The organism is Serratia sp. NGAS9 (assembly GCF_009905295.1).
Taxonomy (GTDB): Bacteria; Pseudomonadota; Gammaproteobacteria; order Enterobacterales; family Enterobacteriaceae; genus Serratia; species Serratia bockelmannii.
This window is the reverse complement of sequence record NZ_CP047605.1, coordinates 2,896,389-2,920,100: the sequence shown is the minus strand read 5'-3', so window position 1 is coordinate 2,920,100 and position 23,712 is coordinate 2,896,389. Positions and strand designations below refer to the sequence as shown.

General features: G+C 58.5%; 22 protein-coding genes and 1 pseudogene. 13 read left to right on the top strand and 10 right to left on the bottom strand.

Features of this window, described 5'->3' with window-relative positions:
* Nucleotides 1-59 precede the first annotated feature (59 nt).
* Nucleotides 60-1,604: a TerC family protein gene (locus GUC32_RS13985; protein WP_025303158.1), complete on the top strand. Its 1,545-nt coding sequence runs from the start codon at nt 60-62 to the stop codon at nt 1,602-1,604.
* Between the two features lie 16 nt (nt 1,605-1,620).
* Here GUC32_RS13985 and GUC32_RS13980 read toward each other — a convergent pair whose 3' ends face one another.
* From GUC32_RS13980 to pabB, 4 genes are all read right to left on the bottom strand, one after another.
* Nucleotides 1,621-3,207, bottom strand: a complete 1,587-nt coding sequence (locus tag GUC32_RS13980; RefSeq protein ID WP_025303157.1) for an EAL domain-containing protein — start codon at nt 3,205-3,207, stop codon at nt 1,621-1,623.
* 268 nt (nt 3,208-3,475) lie between these two features.
* Complete coding sequence (gene sdaA / locus GUC32_RS13975) at nt 3,476-4,840, bottom strand: L-serine ammonia-lyase (RefSeq protein WP_025303156.1); 1,365 nt, start codon at nt 4,838-4,840, stop codon at nt 3,476-3,478.
* A gap of 446 nt (nt 4,841-5,286) precedes the next feature.
* Nucleotides 5,287-5,865: a CoA pyrophosphatase gene (locus GUC32_RS13970; RefSeq protein WP_025303155.1), complete on the bottom strand. Its 579-nt coding sequence runs from the start codon at nt 5,863-5,865 to the stop codon at nt 5,287-5,289.
* Nucleotides 5,862-7,235: an aminodeoxychorismate synthase component 1 gene (gene pabB / locus GUC32_RS13965; RefSeq protein ID WP_043143602.1), complete on the bottom strand. Its 1,374-nt coding sequence runs from the start codon at nt 7,233-7,235 to the stop codon at nt 5,862-5,864. The genes GUC32_RS13970 and pabB overlap by 4 nt, the downstream gene beginning before the upstream one ends.
* Before the next feature lie 525 nt (nt 7,236-7,760).
* On the opposite strand from pabB, the gene GUC32_RS13960 reads away from it, so the two are divergent.
* Both GUC32_RS13960 and GUC32_RS13955 read left to right on the top strand, forming a co-directional pair.
* Entirely contained in the window at nt 7,761-8,762 is a 1,002-nt protein-coding gene (locus GUC32_RS13960; RefSeq protein ID WP_049209167.1) for a glycosyltransferase, read from the top strand.
* Nucleotides 8,763-8,832: 70 nt separating this feature from the next.
* Nucleotides 8,833-9,072, top strand: a complete 240-nt coding sequence (locus GUC32_RS13955; RefSeq protein ID WP_149570483.1) for a YoaH family protein — start codon at nt 8,833-8,835, stop codon at nt 9,070-9,072.
* A 34-nt stretch (nt 9,073-9,106) separates the two neighbouring features.
* Here the strand turns inward: GUC32_RS13955 and purT are convergent, their stop codons facing one another.
* On the bottom strand, nt 9,107-10,285 hold the full coding sequence (purT, locus tag GUC32_RS13950) for a formate-dependent phosphoribosylglycinamide formyltransferase (RefSeq protein WP_369435283.1): 1,179 nt from the start codon (nt 10,283-10,285) through the stop codon (nt 9,107-9,109).
* Between the two features lie 246 nt (nt 10,286-10,531).
* Here purT and cspC point away from each other — a divergent pair, with 246 nt between their 5' ends.
* The 5 genes from cspC to yebF all read left to right on the top strand — a co-directional run bounded on the left by cspC (nt 10,532) and on the right by yebF (nt 13,461).
* Nucleotides 10,532-10,741, top strand: a complete 210-nt coding sequence (gene cspC, locus GUC32_RS13945) for a cold shock-like protein CspC (protein WP_004927572.1) — start codon at nt 10,532-10,534, stop codon at nt 10,739-10,741.
* Nucleotides 10,742-10,888: 147 nt separating this feature from the next.
* Nucleotides 10,889-12,271 carry an ATP-dependent RNA helicase DbpA gene (gene dbpA / locus GUC32_RS13940; RefSeq protein WP_043143580.1) on the top strand — a complete coding sequence of 461 codons (1,383 nt, stop codon included), beginning with the start codon at nt 10,889-10,891 and terminating at the stop codon, nt 12,269-12,271.
* 88 nt (nt 12,272-12,359) lie between these two features.
* Nucleotides 12,360-12,683, top strand: coding sequence for a YebG family protein (locus tag GUC32_RS13935; RefSeq protein ID WP_025303149.1), 324 nt, complete (start codon nt 12,360-12,362; stop codon nt 12,681-12,683).
* 39 nt (nt 12,684-12,722) lie between these two features.
* Nucleotides 12,723-13,031, top strand: a complete 309-nt coding sequence (gene yqfB, locus GUC32_RS13930; protein WP_004927562.1) for a N(4)-acetylcytidine aminohydrolase — start codon at nt 12,723-12,725, stop codon at nt 13,029-13,031.
* A 70-nt stretch (nt 13,032-13,101) separates the two neighbouring features.
* Complete coding sequence (yebF, locus tag GUC32_RS13925; RefSeq protein ID WP_043143586.1) at nt 13,102-13,461, top strand: protein YebF; 360 nt, start codon at nt 13,102-13,104, stop codon at nt 13,459-13,461.
* A 62-nt stretch (nt 13,462-13,523) separates the two neighbouring features.
* Here yebF and GUC32_RS13920 read toward each other — a convergent pair whose 3' ends face one another.
* The 5 genes from GUC32_RS13920 to mdtH form a co-directional block, all read right to left on the bottom strand.
* A complete protein-coding gene (locus tag GUC32_RS13920; RefSeq protein ID WP_025303147.1) occupies nt 13,524-14,087 on the bottom strand; it encodes a lipoprotein in 564 nt (187 codons plus the stop codon).
* A 152-nt stretch (nt 14,088-14,239) separates the two neighbouring features.
* The gene (locus GUC32_RS13915) at nt 14,240-15,880 is read right to left on the bottom strand and encodes an AarF/ABC1/UbiB kinase family protein (protein WP_089195965.1); all 1,641 of its coding nucleotides are present in this window, start codon (nt 15,878-15,880) and stop codon (nt 14,240-14,242) included.
* A 34-nt stretch (nt 15,881-15,914) separates the two neighbouring features.
* Nucleotides 15,915-16,562, bottom strand: coding sequence for a glutaredoxin 2 (gene grxB, locus GUC32_RS13910; protein ID WP_049295784.1), 648 nt, complete (start codon nt 16,560-16,562; stop codon nt 15,915-15,917).
* 127 nt (nt 16,563-16,689) lie between these two features.
* Nucleotides 16,690-16,938 (bottom strand): hypothetical protein, encoded by a 249-nt coding sequence (locus tag GUC32_RS13905; protein ID WP_043143592.1) that lies wholly within the window; start codon nt 16,936-16,938, stop codon nt 16,690-16,692.
* 73 nt (nt 16,939-17,011) lie between these two features.
* Complete coding sequence (gene mdtH / locus GUC32_RS13900) at nt 17,012-18,217, bottom strand: multidrug efflux MFS transporter MdtH (protein ID WP_319868822.1); 1,206 nt, start codon at nt 18,215-18,217, stop codon at nt 17,012-17,014.
* A gap of 346 nt (nt 18,218-18,563) precedes the next feature.
* On the opposite strand from mdtH, the gene rimJ reads away from it, so the two are divergent.
* The 5 genes and pseudogenes from rimJ to GUC32_RS13875 all read left to right on the top strand — a co-directional run bounded on the left by rimJ (nt 18,564) and on the right by GUC32_RS13875 (nt 23,710).
* Complete coding sequence (rimJ, locus tag GUC32_RS13895) at nt 18,564-19,148, top strand: ribosomal protein S5-alanine N-acetyltransferase (RefSeq protein ID WP_025303142.1); 585 nt, start codon at nt 18,564-18,566, stop codon at nt 19,146-19,148.
* A gap of 9 nt (nt 19,149-19,157) precedes the next feature.
* Nucleotides 19,158-19,805, top strand: coding sequence for a YceH family protein (locus GUC32_RS13890; protein ID WP_025303141.1), 648 nt, complete (start codon nt 19,158-19,160; stop codon nt 19,803-19,805).
* On the top strand, nt 19,798-20,718 hold the full coding sequence (locus tag GUC32_RS13885; protein ID WP_148123507.1) for a Gfo/Idh/MocA family protein: 921 nt from the start codon (nt 19,798-19,800) through the stop codon (nt 20,716-20,718). The genes GUC32_RS13890 and GUC32_RS13885 overlap by 8 nt, the downstream gene beginning before the upstream one ends.
* Nucleotides 20,719-20,824: 106 nt before the next feature.
* Entirely contained in the window at nt 20,825-22,360 is a 1,536-nt protein-coding gene (gene murJ, locus GUC32_RS13880) for a murein biosynthesis integral membrane protein MurJ (RefSeq protein ID WP_043143599.1), read from the top strand.
* A 104-nt stretch (nt 22,361-22,464) separates the two neighbouring features.
* Nucleotides 22,465-23,710, top strand: a pseudogene (locus tag GUC32_RS13875) (IS3 family transposase).
* The last annotated feature ends 2 nt before the right edge of the window (nt 23,711-23,712 follow it).

Here is a 23,712-nt window from a genome sequence, read left to right as displayed (position 1 = left end):
GGCGGCATCGTCACGTCTGAGCGGCGAGCGCTCATTCCCACTTTTTTCTGGAGTCTGATATGGAATTTTTAATGGACCCCTCTATTTGGGCGGGGTTGCTTACGCTGGTGGTGCTGGAAATCGTGCTGGGCATCGACAACCTGGTGTTCATCGCCATTTTGGCCGACAAATTGCCGCCGAAGCAGCGCGATAAGGCGCGCGTTATCGGCCTGTCGCTGGCGTTGCTGATGCGTTTGGGCCTGCTGTCGGTGATCTCCTGGATGGTAACCCTGACCACACCGCTGTTCAGCGTCGGCGATTTCAGCTTCTCTGGCCGCGATCTTATCCTGCTGTTCGGCGGGGTATTCCTGCTGTTCAAGGCCACCATGGAGCTGCATGAGCGGCTGGAAGGGCAGACGCACCAGGATGGCGCCAACCGCGGTTATGCCAAGTTCTGGGCGGTGGTGGTGCAAATCGTGATCCTGGACGCAGTGTTTTCGCTTGATGCGGTGATTACCGCCGTAGGCATGGTGAACGATCTGCCGGTAATGATGGCGGCGGTGGTGATCGCGATGGCGGTGATGCTGTTGGCATCCAAGCCATTGACCAACTTCGTCAATGCGCACCCGACCATCGTGGTGCTGTGCCTGAGCTTCCTGTTGATGATCGGCCTGAGCCTGATCGCCGAAGGCTTCGGTTTGCATATTCCGAAAGGCTATCTGTACGCCGCGATCGGCTTCTCGATCCTGATTGAATTGTTCAACCAGATCGCGCGTCGCAACTTCATCAAGCATCAAGCGCGTCGGCCGATGCGCGAGCGCACCGCGGAAGCGATCATGCGCCTGATGGGGCAGCAGCGCGCGCAGCAGTCGGACGATGAGGTCGCTTTGCCGAGGGATGAAACCTTTGCGGCGGAAGAGCGTTATATGATCAGCGGCGTGTTGACGCTCGCCTCGCGTTCATTACGCAGTGTGATGACGCCTCGCACGGACATCTCCTGGGTCGACTGCGAGCGCTCCCGCGAGGAGGTGCGCGCACAGTTGCTGGATACGCCACACAGTCTGTTCCCGGTGTGTCGTGATTCGGTGGATGAGATCGTCGGCGTGGTACGCGCCAAGGATCTGCTGGTAGCGCTGGAGCAGGGTGAAGATATTGCCGAGTTTGCCGCCCGCACGCCGCCGATCGTGGTGCCGGAAACCATGGACGTCATCAAACTGCTGGCGGTGCTGCGCCGCGCCAAAGGGCGTCTGGTGGTGGTCACCAATGAATTTGGCGTCGTGCAGGGGCTGGTGACGCCGCTGGACGTGCTGGAAGCGATTGCCGGTGAGTTCCCGGACGAGGATGAAACGCCGGATATCGTGGCGGAAGGCGACGGCTGGCTGGTGAAGGGGGGAACCGATTTGCACTCGCTGGAACAGGCACTGGCCTGCGATGACCTGGTCAGCCCAACCGCAGACTACGCCACCCTGGCGGGGCTGCTGTTGGCTCACTACGGCCAGATGCCGGTGGTGGGGGACACCATTGAACTGAACCACCTGCGTTTCGATATCGTCGAGGTCTCCGACTATCGCATCGAATTGGTGCGTGTTACCCGCGTCGTCTTTGACGAGCCGACGCAGTCGTAACCCTCCCGCCGGGGGCTCAGGCCTCCGGCGGATCCTCTTCCGCTTTCCTGACGCGCGATTCGTACTGTTGCAACCACAGCGGGAAAACGTGGATCGGCATCGGCTTGGCGAAATAATACCCCTGCAGGGCATTGACCTCGCGTGAGCGCAGATAGTCGGCCTGTTCCTCCGTTTCGACCCCCTCTGCCACCAGTTTCAGCTTCAGCCTCTGCGCCAGCGTAATGATGGTGTCGGTCACCGTGGCGTTGACCGCGTCGGTGCCGATGGCCGCGGTAAACCCGCGGTCGATCTTCAACACGTCCGGGCTGAGGTTTTTCAGGTAGCTCAGCGAGCTGTGGCCGGTGCCGAAATCGTCGATAGCCAGCATGATCCCCATGTCTTTCAGCGTGCGAATCTGGTCATACTGGATCGCCGACAGCGCGGTGCGTTCGGTCAGCTCCAGCATCAATGAGGGCATCGGATGTGCCGGCAGCCAAATCTGGCGGATATCGTCGATGATGTTGAGCGTTTTAAAATGCTCGGCAGCAACGTTAATGCTGATGTAGAAGGACGGTCGTGGCGGGAACAGCTGCAGATTTTCCGTCACGGTGTTCATTAGATAGCGAGTGAGCGGAATGATGAGGTCATGCTGCTCGGCCAACGGAATAAACACGTCTGGCGAGATCCACCCCTGCCGCTTCTTTTTCCAACGCAGCAGCATCTCGACGCCGGCACAGCGCCCGGTATCGCTGTGAATGATCGGTTGGCAGTAAACGCGGAACTCCCGATGGGTAATGGCATGGCCAATGTGGTAAGACAGGCTCATGCGGTTAGCGGTGAGCAGGTAGACCACATAGGCCGCCAGCAGGCTGATCAGCAGCGCCAGCGGGATATGGCGCGGCAGTGCGGAAAACGCCAACATGCCGACCTGCGGGCCGAACAGCGAAATCGAGAACGGGTAACGCTCGGAACCGGCGGTGTAACGCAGATCGTTGGTCAGGGTGTCGCGGCGCAGGATTTCGCGGCGCCCGTATTCCAGGCTGCTGTCGGCTACGTTCAGCACCATGCGCTGAACATAAGGCTCCTGCGGTTCGAGTAAAAAGTTCGATAACAGCTCGATATTGAAGACGTGCAGCACGCCGCTGCTTCTATCGCCGGGGGAGGGTGTCCACATCACCAACGTGGGCAGTCCTTTGCTCACCGCCAACGAAGGGCGCAGCGCCAGCCTGACGTTGCTGTTGACGAAAATCGGCAGCACGGCGGCCAACTGATAATGTCGGGCGCCAAACAGACTGGAGCAGTAGATGATGCCATTTTTTACCAGCAGCATGGCGCGCAGCGCCTGATTTTGCGCGGCGCGAAAGCGCAGGGTCGATGAGACGTTCTCGCAGGGTTGTTCCAGCATGTCCATACTGCGTTCCGCCTGCAGCTGCGCGGGGGACAACAGCTGGTCAATTTTGCCGACGGTGCGGGTGGCCAACGTTTGCTGGCTCTGCTCGATGCTTTTGACCTCTTGATAGTAACGGGTATACAGCGATACCAACAGAATAGCCACGCCCACCGCTCCGGCCAGCAGCCAACGGTAGTAACGATATTGGGACGCGGCGAGGTGGGTCATCAACATCCGGTAAATCCTTGTTCGGTAATCCAGCTCCGAGTCACAGTCAGGCCACAGCTCCTTAAGTTGCGCTCGGCTAATTCTAGCCTGAGGTTATACAAGATTGATGGTAACTCAGTAAATTATTTCGATTTGGCAAAACAGAAGGTCAATTTGCAGGCTAACCGCTGGATCGATGAGAAAAATGCAGGATATTTTCTGGTGACATTGTCACTAAAAGCGGTCAATGAATTGATTGCCCATAAAAAACCCCGCCGGGCGGCGGGGTTGTCTGTCAGTCGCATTGCACCTTGATTGCCAGGCCACCGCGTGACGTTTCTCGGTACTTGGCGTTCATGTCTTTGCCGGTTTCGTACATGGTCTCGATCACCTTATCCAGCGAAACGCGCGGTTCGCTGGTGCGGCGCAGAGCCATGCGGGCGGCGTTGATCGCCTTGACCGAGGCGATGGCGTTGCGCTCGATGCACGGCACCTGTACCTGGCCGGCGACCGGGTCGCAGGTCAGCCCCAGGTTGTGTTCCATGCCGATCTCTGCCGCCACGCACACCTGTTCAGGGCTGCCGCCCAGCAGCTCGGCCAGACCGGCCGCCGCCATGGAGCAGGCCACGCCGACTTCACCCTGGCAGCCGACTTCGGCGCCGGAAATGGACGCGTTCATCTTGTACAACGCGCCGATGGCGCCCGCCGCCATAAAGTAACGGATGTAGATATCCGGGCTGACGGACTCGATGAAGTGATCGTAGTAAGCCAGCACCGCAGGCACGATGCCGCAGGCACCGTTGGTCGGCGCGGTGACCACGCGGCCGCCGGCGGCGTTTTCTTCGTTCACCGCCAGCGCGAACATGTTGACCCAATCGATCACGTTCATCGGATCGTTGGACAGTTTGTCCGACGCCACCAGCATGCGGCGCAACGCGGAAGCACGGCGCGGTACGCGCAGCGGCCCCGGCAGCACGCCTTCGGTGTTCAGACCGCGATCGATACAGGCACGCATGGTTTGCCAGACGTTGCCGAAGTAGGTTTCGATCTCTTGCTTGCTGTGCAGCGCCAGTTCGTTTTGCATCACCATGCCGGACAGTGACAGCCCGGTCTCGCGGCAGTGGTCGAGCATTTCGCGCGCGGAATTGAATGGATAAGGCATTTGCAGCTCTTGCTCGGCGTCCTTACCGAAGTTCTCCTCGTCGACGATGAAACCGCCGCCGATGGAGTAATAGGTCTTGCTGTACACTTCTTTATCGCCGGCGAAGGCGTGGATTTGCATGCCGTTCTCGTGCAGCGGCAGGTTGTCGCTGCGGAAGACCATGCCGCCGTCGCGTGGGAAATCGACTTCATGCAGGCCGTTGGCCAGCATCAGGCGTTGACGTTGTTCTACATCGCGAATAAAGCCAGGAATGCTATCGATATCGACGGTGTCCGGCATGTTGCCGGCCAGGCCGAGAATGATGGCGATATCGGTATGGTGACCTTTACCGGTCAATGAGAGTGAGCCGTAAACGTCTACGGCAACACGCGTGATAGAAGGCATCAGGCCTTTATTTACCAGATCGTCGACAAACTGTTTGCCGGCTTTCATCGGTCCAACCGTATGAGAGCTGGACGGGCCGATGCCGATCTTAAACATGTCGAAAACGCTAATCACGCTAAAACTCCTTAAAGAGACGTATTGTTATGGCTGCGGCGGTTAAAAACCGCGCAGGGAACAGCGATATTGTAAAAGGGCCGTGCGGGTTCGGCTGCCTTTTTCGCATGAAATTAAATAATCCGTGGTGTCGCTTTTTTTACTGATTACCCGGGGCGAACCCTTATGCGAGGTATCCGCTTTCGCCCAAGCTCCATTAGCGGTAATCGCGCCAGCTTTCCGTGCTGAACGCCGCCGGCTTAATCCCTGTTTCTACAGTGGTTTATCTCGGACGGTGGTATTTTACAGGTATTTCGTAAGGTTTAAGAGAGGGTTTACAGTTTTTTTAAAACCATTCAATCGGAACGGTAGTTGAAAAAGCGTTCAAATGAAGTGATTTCGATCGCTTTACCGGCAGCGGAGGCCGTCGGCCATGCCAGATTGCGAGTCAGATCACGTAATATGGGCTAAATACTGACCTGCTGCGCCAGACGCCGAATGATGGCTGCGGTCAGCCCCCAGATAAACTGGCTGTGATACCAGGAGAGGTAAATGCGGTGCGTATGGCCGGCGCGATGAATATCCAGCGGATAGTAACGCGACAGGGTCAGCGCTTCCCTCAAGGGCATCTCGAACACGTCCGCCACTTCACCCTCATTGGCGTGGAACTGCACATCCGGCGAGACCAGGCCGACGATGGGCGTGACCTGAAATCCGGTGCTGCTGTCGAGCGGCGCCATTTGGCCGAGGACGGTCACCGCCTGCGGCGGTATCGCCACTTCTTCCTGCGCTTCTCGCAGCGCCGTGACGATCGCCGACCCGTCTTCAGCGTCGGTTTTACCGCCGGGGAAGGCCACCTGGCCGGCATGTTTGCGCAGCGAGTCGGCGCGGCGGGTCAACAGCAGCGTCGGCTCTGCGCGGCAAACGATCGGGATCAGCACCGCCGCCGGGCGCACATTGTGCGAGATCTGCGCCGCCTGGGGCAGCTGCAGTTGAAAACGGCTGATAAAGGCGTGCAGTGAGGCCGGTGTGTTCGATGGGATCACGACAGGGCACACTCCCCAAGCTGCGGCAGAATACGGCCAACCTTGTCGAAGGTCTCCTGGTATTCCGCCTGCTCCTGGCTGTCCGCCACGATGCCGCCACCGGCGGAGCAGTGGATGCGGCCGTTTTCGGTGACGAGCGTGCGGATGGTGATATTGGTGTCCATGGTGCCGCAGGCGCTTAGGTAACCGATACTGCCGCAATAGGCATTGCGGCGCTGCGGCTCCAGCTCTTCGATGATTTCCATCGCCCGCACCTTGGGCGCGCCGGTGATCGAGCCGCCGGGGAAGCAGGCGCGCAGCAGTTCGGCCGCCGAGGTCTGTTCCGGCAGGGTTGCGGTGATAGTGCTCACCAGGTGATGCACGGCGGGAAACGGCTCCACGGCAAACAGTTCCGGCACCCGTACGCTGCCAGGCTGGGCGACGCGGCCGATATCGTTGCGCAGCAGATCGACGATCATCAGATTTTCAGCGCGATCCTTGGGGGAATCGGCCAAACGGCGAGCCTGAGCGGCGTCCTGTTCCGCGTCCGCCAGCCGCGGCAGCGTGCCCTTGATCGGGCGGGTTTGGATGCGCTGCTGCTCCAGCCACAGGAAGCGCTCGGGAGAGACGCTCAGTACGCTGTTGTGCGGCAGGCGCAGGAAGGCCGAGAACGGCGCGCGGTTGCAGGCGCTCAATCGACAGAAAGCCTGCCACTCATCTCCCTGATAGTCGGCGGAGAACCGTTGCGCCAGATTAATTTGGTAACAGTCACCGCTGCGCAGGTAGCGCTGAATACGTTGGAATTTCTCGCCGTATTGCCGCCGGCTCATATTGGCGCGCCAGTCGCTCAGCAGCGTGAAAGGGCGTTCTGTCGGCGCGGTTTGGCTATTGAGCCAGCACCAGCGCTGTTCCACGTCGCCATAGCTGAGCAGCGTCAGGGTTTGCAGACGGTGATCGGCGATCAGCGCCCAGTCATAAATGCCCACCGCCATGTCCGGCAAGGCGAGGTCGGCTGCGGCCAACTGCGGCAAGCTTTCCACCCGCCGCCCGAGATCGTAGCCGAACAGCCCCAGTGCGCCGCCCTGAAATGGCAGATCCGGGTTAAACGCCGGTTGCCAACCTTGCGCCACCAGGTGTTGCTGCAGCAGGGAGAATGGATCTTCCTTCGACTGAATAGTGACGCCGTCACTTTCTATTTTCGTGCTGGCGCCCTGGGTGGTGAGCGTAACGCACGGCTGCGCGACCAGGATGTCGAAGCGGTTATGCGAATGGTCGGCGAAGCCCGAATGCAGCAGCATCGCCCACGGGTGGGTTGAAATCGGGGCGAAAAGCGTCATCAGGGCACTGCGGCTGTAGGGCAAAGATTTTATGTTTGGGGCGGTTACGCTCATGAACGTCAATAAACCTGGCTGTGAGGACGGCGATATCTGGCGGCTAGTGTGCCATAGACGGTCACGTCATGCATGTTTTGCCACGCGCGACATGGAGCACAGTTCACATAAACGGCAGTTCAATAAACCTGAGATAAGGCATTTTTTGCGCCATTGATTATACTTCGATATGTTAAAAATTTAACGTCAAATGCACTGGACGTTTATTCATCGAGGGCGCAAGACCCGAGAAATATAAAAAAGGTTCGTTAATTTCATACTTTTATTGTTGCTTGCTGTTATTAAGCTGGCGATACGAAACGGTTTTGCCTGTTTTTTTTCATGGTGGCCGTCTTGTGAAAGTTATCCCTTGTTGTGGAGCGCTTTTCTTGCCGAAAGCATGAAAAGACAAACAAGATTAATCTTATTTAGCCTGCGGCGGAAATGTGAAGGTTCGCGTTTTATTTCGCTCGTGTGCTGAAGTGGTTTCTATTTTTTATAAAAATAAAATTATCATTTTGTTACATTATTATTGAAGAGCTACCTATGTCGTTAATGCTGAGCGTCATCGTCCCGATGCACAATGCGGGGGAGTTATTGGAGCCGTTCCTGGTCTCGCTGCTGGCCCAGCGCGAGCAACGGTTGGAGGTGATCATCGTCAACGATGGTTCCACCGACGGTTCGGGAGAGATCGCGCACCGTTACGCGGCGGTGCATCCGCATATTCGCGTGATCGATCAGGCCAATGCCGGCGTTTCTAATGCACGTAATGCCGGGCTCGCCGTTGCCCGAGGTAAATATGTGGCGTTTCCGGACGCCGACGATTTATTGGCGCCGGAGATGTATTCCACGCTGTTGGAACAGGCAGAACGACACCAATTAGACGTGATGCAATGTAATGGTGAACGCTATTTTACCAGCCAAGACGAATTACAGCCGATTTTTCCCGAGGCGCGTTTACGCACTACCGACGTTATCACTGGCGTTCAGTGGTTCGAACGTGCATTGAAGTCGCGAAAGTTTATTCATGTTGTATGGCTGGCAATATATCGCCTCGATTTTATTCGCCAGCATCGGCTTTATTTTGAGCCGGGGTTGCATCACCAGGATATTCCCTGGACGACGGAGGTCATGTTTAATGCCAAACGGGTCAAATATTTAAGCACGCCGCTGTACCGGCAACGGGTGCACGACAAGTCGATCAGTAACCGTCGTCGCACCGGCAAAGCGAACGTAGAGTATCAGCGTCACTATATGAAAATCGTCGAAATGCTGGAGCGGCTCAACCGGCGCTATGCGGGCACTGTCGCCATTCGTCCCGCTTTCCATTGGCAAATCACCCGTGAGGCGTTGGGCATTTGTCACAGTATCCGTCGTGAGCCGGATCCGGCCGCCCAGAGTCAGATTACCGAAGAGTTCTATCAGCGCGGCATCGACAGAGCGATGTTCGCCAATACGCGCGGCCTGAAGCAGGGGTGGCATGTCATGCTGTGGCGGCATCGCCTGAAGCAGTGGCGCAGCGATAACGGCTGTTCGCAACCGGCCTGAGCCACAAGACGTTGGGATCCGCCGCGTTAGCGCGTATACTCGCTCTCCCTTTTGCCGGAGAGAACGACACATGCATGCAGGTATGCCATTACTGAGCCACGCGGAGCAGCAGGAAGCGGCGGATCGCATCCATCAGCTGATGGAACAGGGCATGAGCAGCGGTGAGGCCATTGCTCGCGTTGCGCAGGAAATTCGTGAGCAGCATCAGGGCGCTCATGTCGCGGTGCTGTTTGATGACGAAGACGAACAGCAGGATGCCGCACCGGAGGCGTCGCGGGACGACGATGCTGAAGAAGACGAAGACTATTGATGTTATCGGGGCCGCGTAAGCGGCCCCGTGAGTGTCAACCGTTGGCCGCCACGGCGGCAGCGGCCTGTTTCGCTTGTTCCACCGCGAGTTCCGTGGTGTCCGCCGTCGCCAGCGCTACACCCAGGCGGCGCTGGCCGGCGATTTCCGGCTTGCCGAACAGACGCAGCTGGTTGTGCCCGCGCAGCGCGTTTTCCAATCCGCTGAAGCGCACATCGGTGCTGGTGAGCTGTGGCAGGATCACCGCCGAAGCGGAAGGGCCGAACTGGCGGATAGCGCCGATCGGCAAACCGAGAAACGCGCGCACGTGTAGGGCGAACTCAGACAGATCCTGTGAGATCAACGTAACCATGCCGGTATCGTGCGGGCGTGGCGACACTTCGCTGAAGATCACGTCGTCGCCGCAGACGAACAGCTCCACGCCGAACAGGCCGAAGCCACCCAGGGCTTTCACCACCTTCTCCGCGATAGCCTGAGCACGGCTCAGCGCCGTAGCCGACATACGCTGAGGCTGCCAGGATTCGCGATAATCTCCGTCTTCCTGACGGTGCCCGATCGGCTCGCAGAAATGCACGCCGTCCACGGCGCTGATGGTCAGCAGCGTAATTTCAAAATCAAATCTTATCAGCCCTTCGACGATCACCCGGCCACCACCGGCACGGCCACCCTGTTGGGCGTAATCCCAGGCGCTTTGCAGCTGTTCGGGCGTGCGGATCAGGCTTTGGCCTTTGCCGGAGGAGCTCATCACCGGTTTGACGATGCACGGGTAGCCGATGTGTTCGACCGCCTGCCGGAAGGCGATTTCACTGTCGGCAAAGCGGTAGCTTGAGGTGGGCAGAGCGAGCTCTTCCGCCGCCAGACGGCGGATGCCTTCACGGTTCATCGTCAGGCGGGTGGCTTCGGCACAGGGCACCACGCGGTGGCCCTGGCGTTCAAGCTCGACCAGCATGGCAGTGGCGATCGCTTCGATTTCGGGAACGATATAGTCAGGCCGCTCTTGTTCGATAACGGCTTTCAGCGCGTCACCATCCAGCATATTGATGACGTGGCTGCGGTGCGCCACATGCATGGCGGGGGCGTCGGGATAGCGATCGACGGCGATCACTTCCAGACCGAGGCGCTGGCATTCAATGGCGACTTCTTTACCCAGCTCCCCGGAGCCGAGCAACATAACGCGGGTGGCGGAAGGGCGCAGGGCGGTTCCAATCGTTAACATAGTGTCGTACCTGGATCGGTGAAAGTAAGCGGATTGATGATCGGCGGGCAGTATATACGAAAACGATTGCGTTCACAGCCGCTGCGCCAGGTTTGTTGCTAACTGACTGTTTTTATAACAAACAGAAATATTTGCCCTGCATGAGCGATTATGCGTTAATAACCGACGGCGAAAGAAGGCCTACATATCACAGGGTTTTCGCGTCTCGTGCCGTTAAGGCAGGTTTATCAAGTAAAGGAAACACAAATGAGCAAGATCACTGGTCACGTTAAATGGTTCAACGAAAGCAAAGGTTTCGGCTTCATCACGCCTGCCGACGGTTCTAAAGACGTTTTCGTTCATTTTTCCGCTATCGTTAGCGATGGGTTCAAAACCCTGGCTGAAGGCCAGCAGGTTGAATTCTCCATCCAGGACAGCCAACGTGGCCCTGCTGCAGCCAACGTCGTTGCGATTTAACGACTGCGTTGCCAAGAAACCCGCCGCCGGCGGGTTTTTTTATGCCCGCACCCCGTAACGCCGCCCATCTCTGTTATCATTTACCCCTGATTCGGCGCCAACCTGCGGGCGCGCCGCCATTCCATTCGTCATATAAGAGTTATCGCCGTGAGCACAGTTTCTTTTTCTTCCCTGCCGCTGCCAGCCGAACAGTTGGCCAACCTCAACGAACTGGGGTACGCCGAAATGACGCCGGTACAGGCCGCCGCGTTGCCCGCCATCCTGCAAGGGCGGGATGTGCGCGCCAAGGCGAAAACCGGCAGCGGTAAAACGGCGGCCTTCGGCATTGGTCTGCTGAACAGTATCGTCGTCGGTCAGGTCGCCACGCAGGCGCTGGTGCTCTGTCCCACCCGCGAGCTGGCCGATCAGGTGAGCAAAGAGCTGCGCCGCCTGGCGCGTTTCACGCAAAACATCAAGATCCTGACGCTGTGCGGCGGTCAGCCGATGGGGCCGCAGCTCGATTCGCTAGTGCATGCGCCGCACATCGTGGTGGGGACGCCGGGCCGTATCCAGGAACACCTGCGCAAGAAAACGCTGCAGCTGGACGAGCTGAAGGTGCTGGTGCTGGATGAGGCCGATCGCATGCTGGACATGGGGTTCGCCGACGACATAGACGATGTGATCAGCTATACGCCGCCGCAACGTCAGACGCTGCTGTTTTCCGCCACGTACCCGGCAGGCATCGAGCGCATCAGCGCGCGCGTTCAACGCCAGCCGCTGAGCGTCGAGGTGGACGATGGAGAAGCGCAGGCCTCCATCGAACAACGCTTTTATGAGACTACGCGCGATCAGCGCCCGGCGCTCCTGGTGTCGGCTATTCGCTATCATCAACCCGCGTCCTGCGTGGTGTTCTGCAATACCAAACGCGATTGTCAGACGGTGCTTGAGGCCCTGGAGGCCCGCGGCATCAGCGCGCTGGCGCTGCATGGCGATCTGGAACAGCGCGACCGCGACCAGGTGTTGGTGCGTTTCGCCAACCGCAGTTGCCGGGTATTGGTGGCGACCGACGTTGCCGCACGCGGGCTGGATATTAAAGAGCTGGAGCTGGTGGTCAACTACGAGCTGGCGTTCGATCCCGAAGTGCATGTGCACCGTATTGGCCGTACCGGCCGCGCCGGCATGAGCGGGTTGGCGATCAGCCTGTGCACGCCGCAGGAAATGGCGCGGGCGCACGCGATTGAAGACTACCTGCAGATGAGCGTCGACTGGTCGCCGGTGTCCGAGCTGAGCGGGGCGGCCAACGGCTCGCTGGAGGCGGAAATGGTGACGCTGTGCATCGACGGCGGCCGCAAGGCGAAGATCCGTCCCGGCGATATTCTCGGGGCGCTGACCGGTGATGCCGGGCTGACAGCGGCGGAAGTGGGCAAGATTGACATGTTCCCAGTGCATGCCTATGTCGCAATCCGCAAAGCCAGCGCGCGCAAGGCGCTGCAACAGTTGCAGCAGGGCAAAATCAAAGGCAAAAGCTGCAAGGTGCGGCTGCTGAAATAAGCCGAAGGCGGGCGGCGGTTTGCCTTCCCGCCACGATCTATTTATACTGTACATAATTACAGTAATTTGAGTTTTTGAGGACGCACGCATGGCGGTTGAAGTTAAATATGTGGTGGTGAGAAACGGTGAGGAAAAAATGACTTTCGCGAGCAAGAAAGAAGCCGACGCCTACGACAAAATGCTGGATCTGGCGGACAATCTCGGGGAGTGGCTGCAGCAGGCACCGCTGACTCTGGATGACGAACAGCGCGAAGGCTTGAGCTTCTTCCTGGCGGAGAATAAGGACGCGCTGGGTCTGATTTTGCGTGGCGCTTCGCCGGCGGAAACCCTCAAGAAACCGGCGGAAAGCAAAGCGAAAAAAGCGACATCTAACCCAAAAGAGGGATCTGCGTCAGAAAAGCAAGCAGCATAATGACTTATGTTGCGGTGTTGTGATGAAAAAGGATCTAAAATGAGCCGTGAAATAACTTTCTTCAGCCGCTTTGAGCAAGACATTCTGGCCGGGCGTAAAACCATCACCATTCGGGATGCCAGTGAGTCGCACTTCGAACCGGGCGAGGTATTGCGCGTAAGCCGCAATGAAGACGGCGTCTTTTTCTGTTTTATCGAAGTGCTGTCGGTAACGCCGGTGCGCCTGGATGCGCTGACCGAACGCCACGCACAGCAGGAAAACATGTCGCTCGGCGAACTGAAGCAGGTGATCAAGGAAATCTATCCGGGCCTGGATGCGCTGTTTGTCATCGAGTTCGTCAAACGGTAACTCTTTGCCGAAACCCTGTTGTGAGCCAGGGATGGGCGCCCGGATAGCGCTAATCACAACGGGAGGACATATGAAAAAAATGGGTTTGGCTATCGCCTTGTTGGCCATGATGGGAGCATCAACTGCGGTGTGGGCGCAGGATCAAGAGCAACGCACCGCCAAGGTGGGGCAGTGTGCAGGCCTGCAGCCGGCGGATATCGCCGCCCAGGTCAAGCGCGACTTCTTGCAGAACCGTATCACGCGTTGGGAGGCGGACAAAAAACTGCTGGGCACCGCAACCCCGATCGCCTGGGTGAGCCCGGATGCCATCACCGGCAAGGATCAGGTGTGGCAGGTACCGTTAACGGTGCGTGGCACCAAGGCAGATAAAACCTACAACGTGACGCTCAACTGCAACACCGGCGAGATTGCCTACAGCGAGCCGCAGTAATACTTTCCCGCAATAAAATAAAAAAGCCCGCCGAGCGGCGGGCTTGATGTTATCAGGCAGCGTCAGTCGCTGAACGGGATCACCAATTCACCTGGTTTCACTTCCAACCCTTTCGCCAGTTTTTTCGCCAGCGCTTCGGTTTTGCTGTTGTCAGGATTTAGCACATAAGCTGGCTTTTGGTCGAAGTAAGACTTCAGTGACTGGTTCAGATACGGCGTCAGCGCTTTCATTACCGTCTGCATTTTTTCCGGCTGCACGCTGTAATCAGTCAGCTCCATGTCCTTCAGGAAAATGGCGCCCTGCGCCCGGTCGTAAACCGGCTGCGCCTTCAGCGTCAGCTTCAGATCCGCGGTCTGCGGGCCGAGAATCGACGTGATATTGACCTTGGCGTCGCCGGAAAGGGTAACTTTACCCGGTTCGCTGCGGCCGATTTGGCTTTGCAGCTGAGTCAGCACGATATTGGCGTCCACCAAGCCGGGCACGCCGATCTGCTTCTGATAGTCGTTGTGTTTCTGCAGGTAATCATTCACTTCCTGCTCGCTCAGGGTGTACTGGGTCAGTTGATTGCAACCGGCCAATACGCCGGCGAACAGCAGGGCGGCTGCGCCCATCAGGATCTTCTTCATTAATGCCTCATTGCGACTGCTGGCGAAAAGTGCTGCAGATAATTGATTAATCATTATAAACGTTCCGCCTGCGCGTGAAAACGACAGGCGGCGATGTGCAAAGGATAGTGCGCGCAAAAGCGGGTGAGACCTATCGGATAACGCCGAAAGCATCAGCGCCGCAATCGTAGCGCCAAGAGAATTACGCCGGCCACGCAGGCCGCGCTCCCCAACAGCGGGAACAGCGGGATGCCCCACAGCCGCAGCGAAGAATGCATCAGATAAGGCGCCAGGCCCAGAGCAAAAGCGGCGGTGACGATGGCGATAGCCAGCGTGACGGCGGCGCGTTCCAGCGCTTTGCTCAATTGGCCGAGGTTCTTGACGTTGATCTCGGCATTGAGCTGCCCCCGCTTCAGGCGACGTACCAACAACCGCAGGGTTTGCGGCAGCTCCTCTCCGGCGTCGAGCGCTTCCCCGCCCAGGGCCAACAACCGCTGGCGCACGGCGTCGGGGGCATAGCGCTGCAGCACCGTTTGTTGCAACATCGGCTTGAGCGTGGCGACGATGTCGAAGGCCGGATCCAATCGGTGCAGTACGCCGTCGGCGGTGATTAACGCCTTGAACAGCAGCACCAGATCGGGCGGCAGCGCCAGCTGGTGTTCACGCGCCATCACCAGCAGGTCGGTCAAGGCTTTACCCAGCGTCAGGGTGGCGGCGGCCTGTTTGTCGAGAAAGTTTTGCGCTGCCAACTCCAGATCCAGCAGGTCCAATGGCTCGCTGTCCGACCAAGCGATCAGCGTGTTGACGATGCCTTCTGATTGACGATCGGCGATGGCCTGCAGCAGCAAAAGTAACTGGTTGCGCCGCCGCTCGGACAGCTGGCCCACCATGCCGAAGTCGATAAAGCCGACGCGGTCGCCGCTCAGCGCCATGACGTTGCCGGGGTGGGGATCGGCGTGATACAGCCGATGCTCCAGCACCATGCTCATAAAGGCGCGGGCGCCGCGTTGTGCCAGCAGCGGGCCGTCAAAGCCTGCCGCCGCCAATTGCTGAGGGTTCTCCGGCGCGGTACCGGGCAAGTATTCCTGCACTAACAGACGCGGAGACGACCATTGCCAATAGATTTTCGGCACGACCACGTCGGGTTCTCGTGCAAACATCTTGGCGACGCGATCGCAGTTATGCCCTTCGTGAGTCAAATCCAGCTCGTGATTGAGCGCCGTCGCCAGCGCTCGGACCATCTGCCGCGGCCGATAGCGTGCCAGCGTGGGGCTCTGCTGCTCCACGGTTTCCGCCAGCGAGGCCAGCAGCCGCAGATCGGCGTGGATGGTTTTCGCCAGGCCAGGCCGCAGCACTTTCACCACCACCTGTTCGCCACTGTGCAAGCGGGCGCGGTAAATTTGCGCCATCGACGCTGCCGCCAGCGGCGTGCGATCGAACTCGGCAAACAGGTGCTCGGGCTCGCCCCCCAGATCGGCAACGATCTGCGGCGCCAGTGTCTCCCATGGCAATACCGCCGCTTGGCTGTGCAGGCGATCCAGTTCGTCGGTCCAGGCCGGATCCAGGAGGTCAGAACGCGTGGCCAGGATCTGACCGAATTTGACGAAGGTGGGGCCCAGCGCCTCGAGCGCCTCCCGCAGCCGTTCAGGCAGGGTCTGTGCGTCCTGCAGGGCGGGCTCGCCGCGGACACCGCGCAGCAATGCCCCCAGGCCCAGCAAACGCAGAACGTCTTGCAGACCATAACGAATCAGAACGGAGGTAATTTCCTTCAGCCGCGCCCGATCGCGAGCGGTGGCGAGCACCATTTTCAACATCAGTACGCCATGTCCTTTTTGTGACTCTCGAACGTTATTGTTCCATATCCAGTAGCAACGGCACCTCGCTGCGCTGCGCCATGCGGTTGCGGTAGGCTTCCACGTTATCCGGCAGCGCAACCCCGGCGACGATCGACAACGAACGTAGCAGCGGGAACAGGTGAATGTCGTCCTCGGACAGCTCGCCGTTCACCGCGTCAGCGGAGACGATCAGCGGTGACAGGGTTTGCAGATCGGCCTCCAACTGGGCGATCAGATCGGCGCTGTTGGCGAGATGTTCGGCGAAATCTCCGATTGACGCCTGTTTTTTATCGATAAAGTACTGGCGGGCACTGGCGGTGGCAAACTCTTCGAAATCGGCATGCGCAATACGCGGCAGCAGCAATTTTGCGCTGTAACCGCCGACCCGCTGCAGCCATTCGGCGATAGCCGGGTTGGTGCGGCCGGTCAGGACCGGCTTGCCGTCCAACCCATCGACATAGCGTACGATATCCAGGCTTTCCGGCATCGCTTCACCGTTGTCTTTAATCAGAATCGGCACCATTTTTTTGCCGATCAGGTTGAACGGGGTCGTCTCATCGTCGTTGAGCAACGTGACCAGGCGAATCGGCAAACGTTTCAGGCCGAAAATCATGCGGGCTTTAACGCAGAATGGGCAATGATCGTAAATGAACAGTTTCATGCTTGCTCCGGGTTGTCAGGTTTTAACAGCAATAGTTACCACAGCTTATCGAGGCTGTCTTGACGTGCGTGTGTTGGATGGTGCGTTATTGCGATATTGCCCGCGCACCGGCACGGGCTAGAGGGCGTTATTTCTTGGCCGGTACCGAGTTGAGCACATCGATCAGGTGAATGCGAGCTTCTTCGAGGTCGATTCTGTCACGTTCGTTGGCGGCGGTGACGACCTGCAGCTGCTTGATAATATCGTCCTTCAGGCCGGCGTCGCTGGCGAGGATGTGGGCCAGTGCTTTTTCCACCAGGGTGGAACGCGCATAAATCATGCGCAAGTTCAGTATCATATGTTCGAGTAGTTGCGGTAATTTTGCTTCTTCGCTCATGCCGACGGGCTCCTGTGGGTGTTTTTACTAACAGGATAGCAGCTGTTGCCGATTCGGCCGGATTTCTATGGCGTTAACCGCCGCGCAGCATCATCGGGGCGCTGCGTCGTGGGCTGAACTGCCAGTACAGCGCCAGCAGCGTAGCGAAGCCTACTGCCCCAAGCAGCAACCAGGGCAGCTCCGGCATGTTCATCGTGCGTCCGGTATCGTACATCCAGCCGCCGCCGGTGTAACCCAACGCGCCACCCAGCGCCAGGCCAAGGCGACTGAAGCCCATATAGCTGCCGCGTGCACGCGGATCCGCCAGCGAAGCGCTTAGCGTTTCGCGCGCCGGCTCGGCGATAATCGATCCCAGATAGAAGCAGCAGATCAGTGTGAACACCCCCTGCAGGCTGGTGGCGAGGCCAATCGGCAACAGGCTGAGCGTCATTAGCAACAGGCCCGCCATCAGGCGCTGCTCAAGCCGGAAGTGTTTTTCTCCCCAACGCGCCAACGGATAGAGCAGCGATAATGACAGCGCCGCTTCAATCGCATACATCCATTTTACTGCCGCCGGTGAACCGGCGATTTCGTTGACCACGATCGGCAGCATCAGCATCACCTGTACCGCCAGCATATAGTAACCGGTCAGCGTCAGGACATAGGTGAGGAAGCGGCGATCGCGCAGTACCCGCAACATGCCTTCCTTCATCGGTATACGCACGGTAGAGATGCGGTAAGCCGGCAGTAGCCAAGCGTTCCAGCCAGCGGCGAGCACGAAGATCGCCGCCCCAACCCAGCAGACAAAGTGGAAATCGTACTGCAGCAGCCAACTGCCGATCAGCGCGCCGACCACCGCCCCCGCGCTGTCCTGCATCATCAGCAGCGAGAAAAAACGGCCGCGTTCATGCGGGCGGGTCAACTTGATTACCAAAGCGGTGCGCGGCGGATCGAATAACGTGCCGCCGAGGGCGGACAGCCCGCAGGAGAACCACAGGATCCAAGGTTCATCGGCCATCGCCATGGTAGCGAAACCGGCGGCGCGCAGCAGCATGCCGGTGACGATCATCGGCTTGGCGCCGAAGCGATCGGCGATGGCGCCGCCAAAGATGCCGAGCCCTTGTTGCAGCAGCTGACGCAAACCCAGCGCGATGCCGACGATCAGCGCCGCCCACCCTAATTGATCGACAAAGCGGATCGAAATAAGCGGGAACACGACAAAGAAGCCTAAAACCACCAGCAGGTTGTCGAGCAACAGAAAATATTTACCCAAGCTGCGCGCTTGCGACACCAGAGACATGCATCACCATGAGCAATTAAGAGAGAGGGGGAAGGCAACCCCACCATTCTCTACCCAATTGCCGGGCGGCGACAGGGGCGGAGTAGATAATATTTTTTTATCGTCAAGGTGTTACCTGCACTGCAAAATGGGCGGAAAAACGCCGTAAAACGCGTGTTCGGCGATTTACTGAGCGACCGGGATTTTACCTCGGGGGCGGGCTACGGTTATATTGAATGCAGGGAAGTGCGGTTCTGAGGCGCTATTGGCTAAATAAAGTCATGGCATTAGATCGGCGCCGGATAATTAACCATGCGACTTCCCAATAAATACTTCTTATCGAACCGTTTTGACTGCGGGGGAAATGATGTTCGGCTACCGCTCTGCATCGCCAAAAGTACGTCTTACTACCGACCGGATGGTGGTCCGTTTAGTGCATGAACGGGACGCCTATCGTCTGGCGGACTATTATGCCGAGAACCGGACCTTTCTCAAACCCTGGGAGCCGGTGCGCGATGAAAGCCACTGTTATCCGTCCGGCTGGCAGGCGCGCCTGGGGATGATCGCTGAAATGCAAAAGCAGGGCAGCGCCTACTATTTTATCCTGCTCGATCCGGAAGAGCAGGAAGTCCGCGGTGTGGCGAACTTCAGTAACGTGTTGCGCGGTTCGTTTCACGCCTGTTTCCTCGGCTATTCGCTGGGGGAGAAATGGCAGGGGCAAGGGCTGATGTTCGAAGCCTTGCAGTCCGCCATCCGCTATATGCTGCGCCAACAGCGCATGCACCGCATCATGGCCAACTATATGCCGCACAACCAGCGCAGTGGCGCATTGCTGACGCGTCTGGGATTCGAACGCGAAGGTTACGCCAAGGATTACCTGCTGATCGATGGCCAGTGGCAAGACCACGTTTTGACGGCATACACCAATAAAGAGTGGCTCCCCCCACGTTGAGGCCAAACGATGAAATATGAATTGAACGCCAAAGAGGCCCGGGTCATCGGCTGCCTGTTGGAAAAACAGGTGACGACGCCGGACCAATACCCGCTTTCGCTTAACGCCATTACCCTGGCCTGTAACCAAAAGACCAACCGCGAGCCGGTGATGGATCTGAGCGAGAGTGAGGTGCAGCAACTCCTCGATCTGTTGCTGCGCAAACATTTCCTGCGCACCCTCAGCGGATTCGGCAATCGGGTAGTGAAATACGAGCAGCGGTTTTGCAATTCCGAGTTTGGCCAGCTGAAACTTTCACCCGCCGAACTGGCGGTGATCGCCACTTTGTTGCTGCGCGGTGCGCAAACACCGGGCGAGCTACGCACCCGCACCAATCGGATGCACGAGTTCAGCGATGTCAGCGAGGTCGAACAGGTGCTGCAACAGCTGGCCACGCGGGAAGATGGCCCGTTCGTGGTGCGCCTGGCTCGTGAGCCGGGCAAGCGCGAAAGCCGGTTCATGCATCTGTTCAGCGGCCAGATTGATGAAGCGCCGCCGGCGGCGTTCGAATCCGAGGAAGACAGCGAACTGAGCGCCAGGGTCAGCGCATTGGAAAACGAAGTGGCGGAGCTGAAACGGCAGCTGCAACACCTGTTGGCGAGGGATGCGAATGACTAAATTACGAGTAGGCGTGGTGGGATTGGGCAGTATCGCGCAGAAGGCTTACCTGCCAATCCTCGGCCAAGCGGCGGATTGGACGCTGGTGGGCGGTTTTTCGCCCAATCAGCAAAAAGCGCAGCCGCTGTGCGACAGCTACCGCATGGCCTGTTTCTCCCGGCTGGACAGCCTGGCCGAACAGTGCGACGCGGTCTTTGTGCACAGCAGCACCGCCAGCCATTTTTCGGTCATTGGCGAGCTGCTAAACCGCGGCGTGCACGTTTACGTCGATAAGCCGCTGGCGGAAACGCTGGAGCAGGGCGAGCAGCTGCTTGAGTTGGCCGAGCGGCGGGGCAAAACGCTGATGGTGGGGTTCAACCGCCGTTTCGCACCGCTTTACCGGCAGCTCAAGCAGCAAATGAATCAACCGGCCTCCATTCGCATGGATAAACATCGGGCGGACAGCGTCGGTCCGCACGATCTGCGTTTTACCCTATTGGATGATTACCTGCACGTGGTAGACACGGCGCTGTGGCTGGCGGGCGGACGCGAGCAACTGTTGAGCGGCAGCTTACGGGCCAACGCCGCAGGCGAAATGCTGTACGCCGAGCACCACTTCGCCTGCGGCGACACGCAGGTGACGACCAGTATGCATCGCCGCGGCGGCAGCCAGCGCGAAAGCGTGCAGGCGGTGACCGACGGCGCGCTGTATCAGTTGACCGATATGCGTCACTGGCTGCGTGAAGATGTACAGGGTGAGTTGGAACAGCCGGTGCCGGGTTGGCAAAGCACGCTGGTGCAACGCGGCTTCGACGGGGCGGTACGGCATTTCCTTGATGCCGTCGCCAACCAGAGCGCGCCGGAAACCGGCGGCGAACAGGCGCTGGTCGCCCAGCGGGTGGTCGAGCGTTTGCTGCGGGATAACTCTATGTAACATATGGCGGTAGCTATTCTTTTCCGGATGCGTAAACTGAGCCGATTGTTTCACTGACGCCTGCTGTTGCAGGCGTTGATATTTACGGTACCTATCAGACAACCACATGAACCTACTCAAATCCTTGGCTGCCGTCAGCTCGATGACGATGTTTTCGCGGGTGTTGGGCTTTGCCCGCGATGCGATCGTCGCGCGCGTGTTCGGGGCCGGCATGGCAACGGACGCCTTCTTCGTGGCGTTCAAACTCCCTAATCTGCTGCGCCGTATCTTTGCCGAAGGCGCGTTTTCGCAGGCCTTCGTGCCGATCCTGGCCGAATACAAGAGCCAGCAGGGTGAAGAAGCGACGCGCACTTTTATCGCTTATGTCTCCGGGCTGTTGACGCTGGTGCTGGCGGTGGTGACGGTGTTGGGGATGCTGGCCGCGCCCTGGGTGATCTACATTACTGCGCCGGGCTTTACCGACACGCCCGACAAATTTGCGTTGACCTCGGCGCTGCTGCGCATCACGTTCCCCTACATTTTGTTGATCTCACTGGCGTCGCTGGTGGGGGCTATTCTCAATACCTGGAACCGCTTCTCGATCCCGGCCTTTGCCCCCACGTTGCTTAACGTCAGCATGATCGGCTTCGCGCTGTTCGCCGCCCCGTATTTCCACCCGCCGGTGCTGGCGCTGGCCTGGGCGGTGGTGGTGGGCGGCGTGCTGCAGCTGGGTTATCAGCTGCCGCACCTGCGCAAGATCGGCATGCTGGTATTGCCGCGCCTCAAACTGGGTGATGCCGGGGTCTGGCGCGTGATGCGCCAGATGGGGCCGGCGATCCTCGGGGTGTCGGTCAGCCAAATCTCGCTGATCATCAACACCATTTTCGCTTCGTTCCTGGTGTCCGGCTCGGTGTCCTGGATGTACTACGCTGACCGCCTGATGGAGTTTCCGTCCGGCGTGTTGGGCGTGGCGTTGGGCACCATCCTGCTGCCGTCGCTGGCCAAAAGCTTCTCAAGCGGCAACCACGACGAGTATTCGCGCCTGATGGATTGGGGGCTGCGCCTGTGCTTCCTGCTGGCGTTGCCGAGCGCCATCGCGCTGGGTATTTTGGCCAAGCCGTTGACCGTCTCGTTATTCCAGTACGGCAAGTTCAGCGCCTTTGACGCGGCGATGACGCAACGCGCGTTGGTGGCTTACTCGGTAGGGCTGATGGGGCTGATCGTGGTTAAAGTGTTGGCGCCAGGCTTCTATTCGCGGCAGGACATTAAAACGCCGGTCAAGATCGCCATCATCACGCTCATCATGACACAGGTGATGAACCTGGCGTTTATTGGTCCGCTTAAGCATGCCGGTCTGGCGCTGTCGATCGGTTTGGCGGCCTGCCTGAACGCCACGTTGTTGTATTGGCAGCTGCGCAAGCAGAAGATCTTCCAGCCACAGCCGGGTTGGGCACTGTTCCTCACCAAGCTGGTGATCGCCGTGCTGGTGATGTCGGCGGTGCTGATTGGTGTGATGTGGCTGATGCCGGCCTGGGATCAGGGCAATATGCTGGAGCGTTTGCTGCGCTTGGCGGCGGTGGTCGTGGCCGGCGTGGTGGCCTACTTCGGCGTGCTGGCCGGGTTGGGTTTCCGCCCGCGTGATTTTGCGCGCCGCGTCGCCTGAGTCGAATGCAAGAATAAAAAAGGTCGCCTTGGCGACCTTTTTGCTTTCCGTGACCCGTCCTGAATAGCGTTGACACATTTTACTCACGCACAGAGGAAAATGTGATGAACCAGTATATTAAACGCACACAACGCGATTACTCTCTATCCTTTAAACTGGCTGTCGTCGAACAGGTCGAAAAAGGCGAGATGACATACCGCCAGGCGCAAGATCGCTACGGTATCCAGGGCAGCCAGACTGTCATGAACTGGCTGCGCAAATACGGTCAACTTGACTGGCGAACTTCTCCTTCCACCAGAACGTGCGGAGACAACATGCCCAAACTCCCCCTGACGCCCGAACAGCGTATTAAAGAACTTGAGCAGCAACTGGCTGAATCTGAAGTCAAAGCCCAGTTCTTCGAAGCTGTCGTCAAAGTGATGAACACCGACTTTGGCGCCACGCTGACAAAAAAGCAGCTAACCGCCTTATCGCGCAAACACAAGTACCGGGACTCACAGTAACGCGGGCCTGCCGATGGATGGGCATCAGCCGACAAGCGTGGTATCAGTCCCTGCAGCGTGAAGCAGGCAAAGAGGAGCAGGCCCGGCATCTCGTCGAACAGGTGACGGCCATCCGCTTGCACCAACCCCGACTGGGGACACGTAAGCTGCATCACCTGTTGCGGCAACACCCTGAACCGGCGTTGCATGTGGGCCGTGACCGGCTGTTCAGTATCCTGCGCTGCGCGCGGTTACTGGTGATGCCTAAACGGGCATATCACAAGACGACGCACAGCCATCATCGTTTTTATCGCCATCCCAACCTGCTAAAAGCGGGAGACAATCAAGTAATAGCCAGCCGTCCGGAACAGGTATGGGTGGCGGATATCACCTACCTGCCGCTGAGAACGGGGACGGCGTATGTCAGCCTGGTAACGGATGCCTGGTCGAGAAAAATCGTGGGATATCACGTGCATGACAGTCTGCATACCCGGCATGTCGCCTGCGCGTTCAAAATGGCACTGGCCGGCAGACGCACGGCGTTGCCGTTGGTGCATCATTCGGACAGGGGTATCCAGTACTGCTCGCAGGAATATCAGGCGTTACATCAGCAGTATGGCGTCATCTGCTCGATGACGGACGGGTATGACTGTTATCAGAACGCGCTGGCGGAACGGATAAACGGGATACTCAAAACGGAATACCTGCTCGGCAGGCCAGAAGATATCGCGCAGGCAAGAAAGATGGTCAGGGAATCGGTGAACCTCTACAACACGCGGCGGCCGCACTTGTCGCTGAAATACAAAACGCCCGATGAGGTTCATCGGGCGTTATCCGGCTGAAAAGTGTCAACCTATATCAGGACTAGTC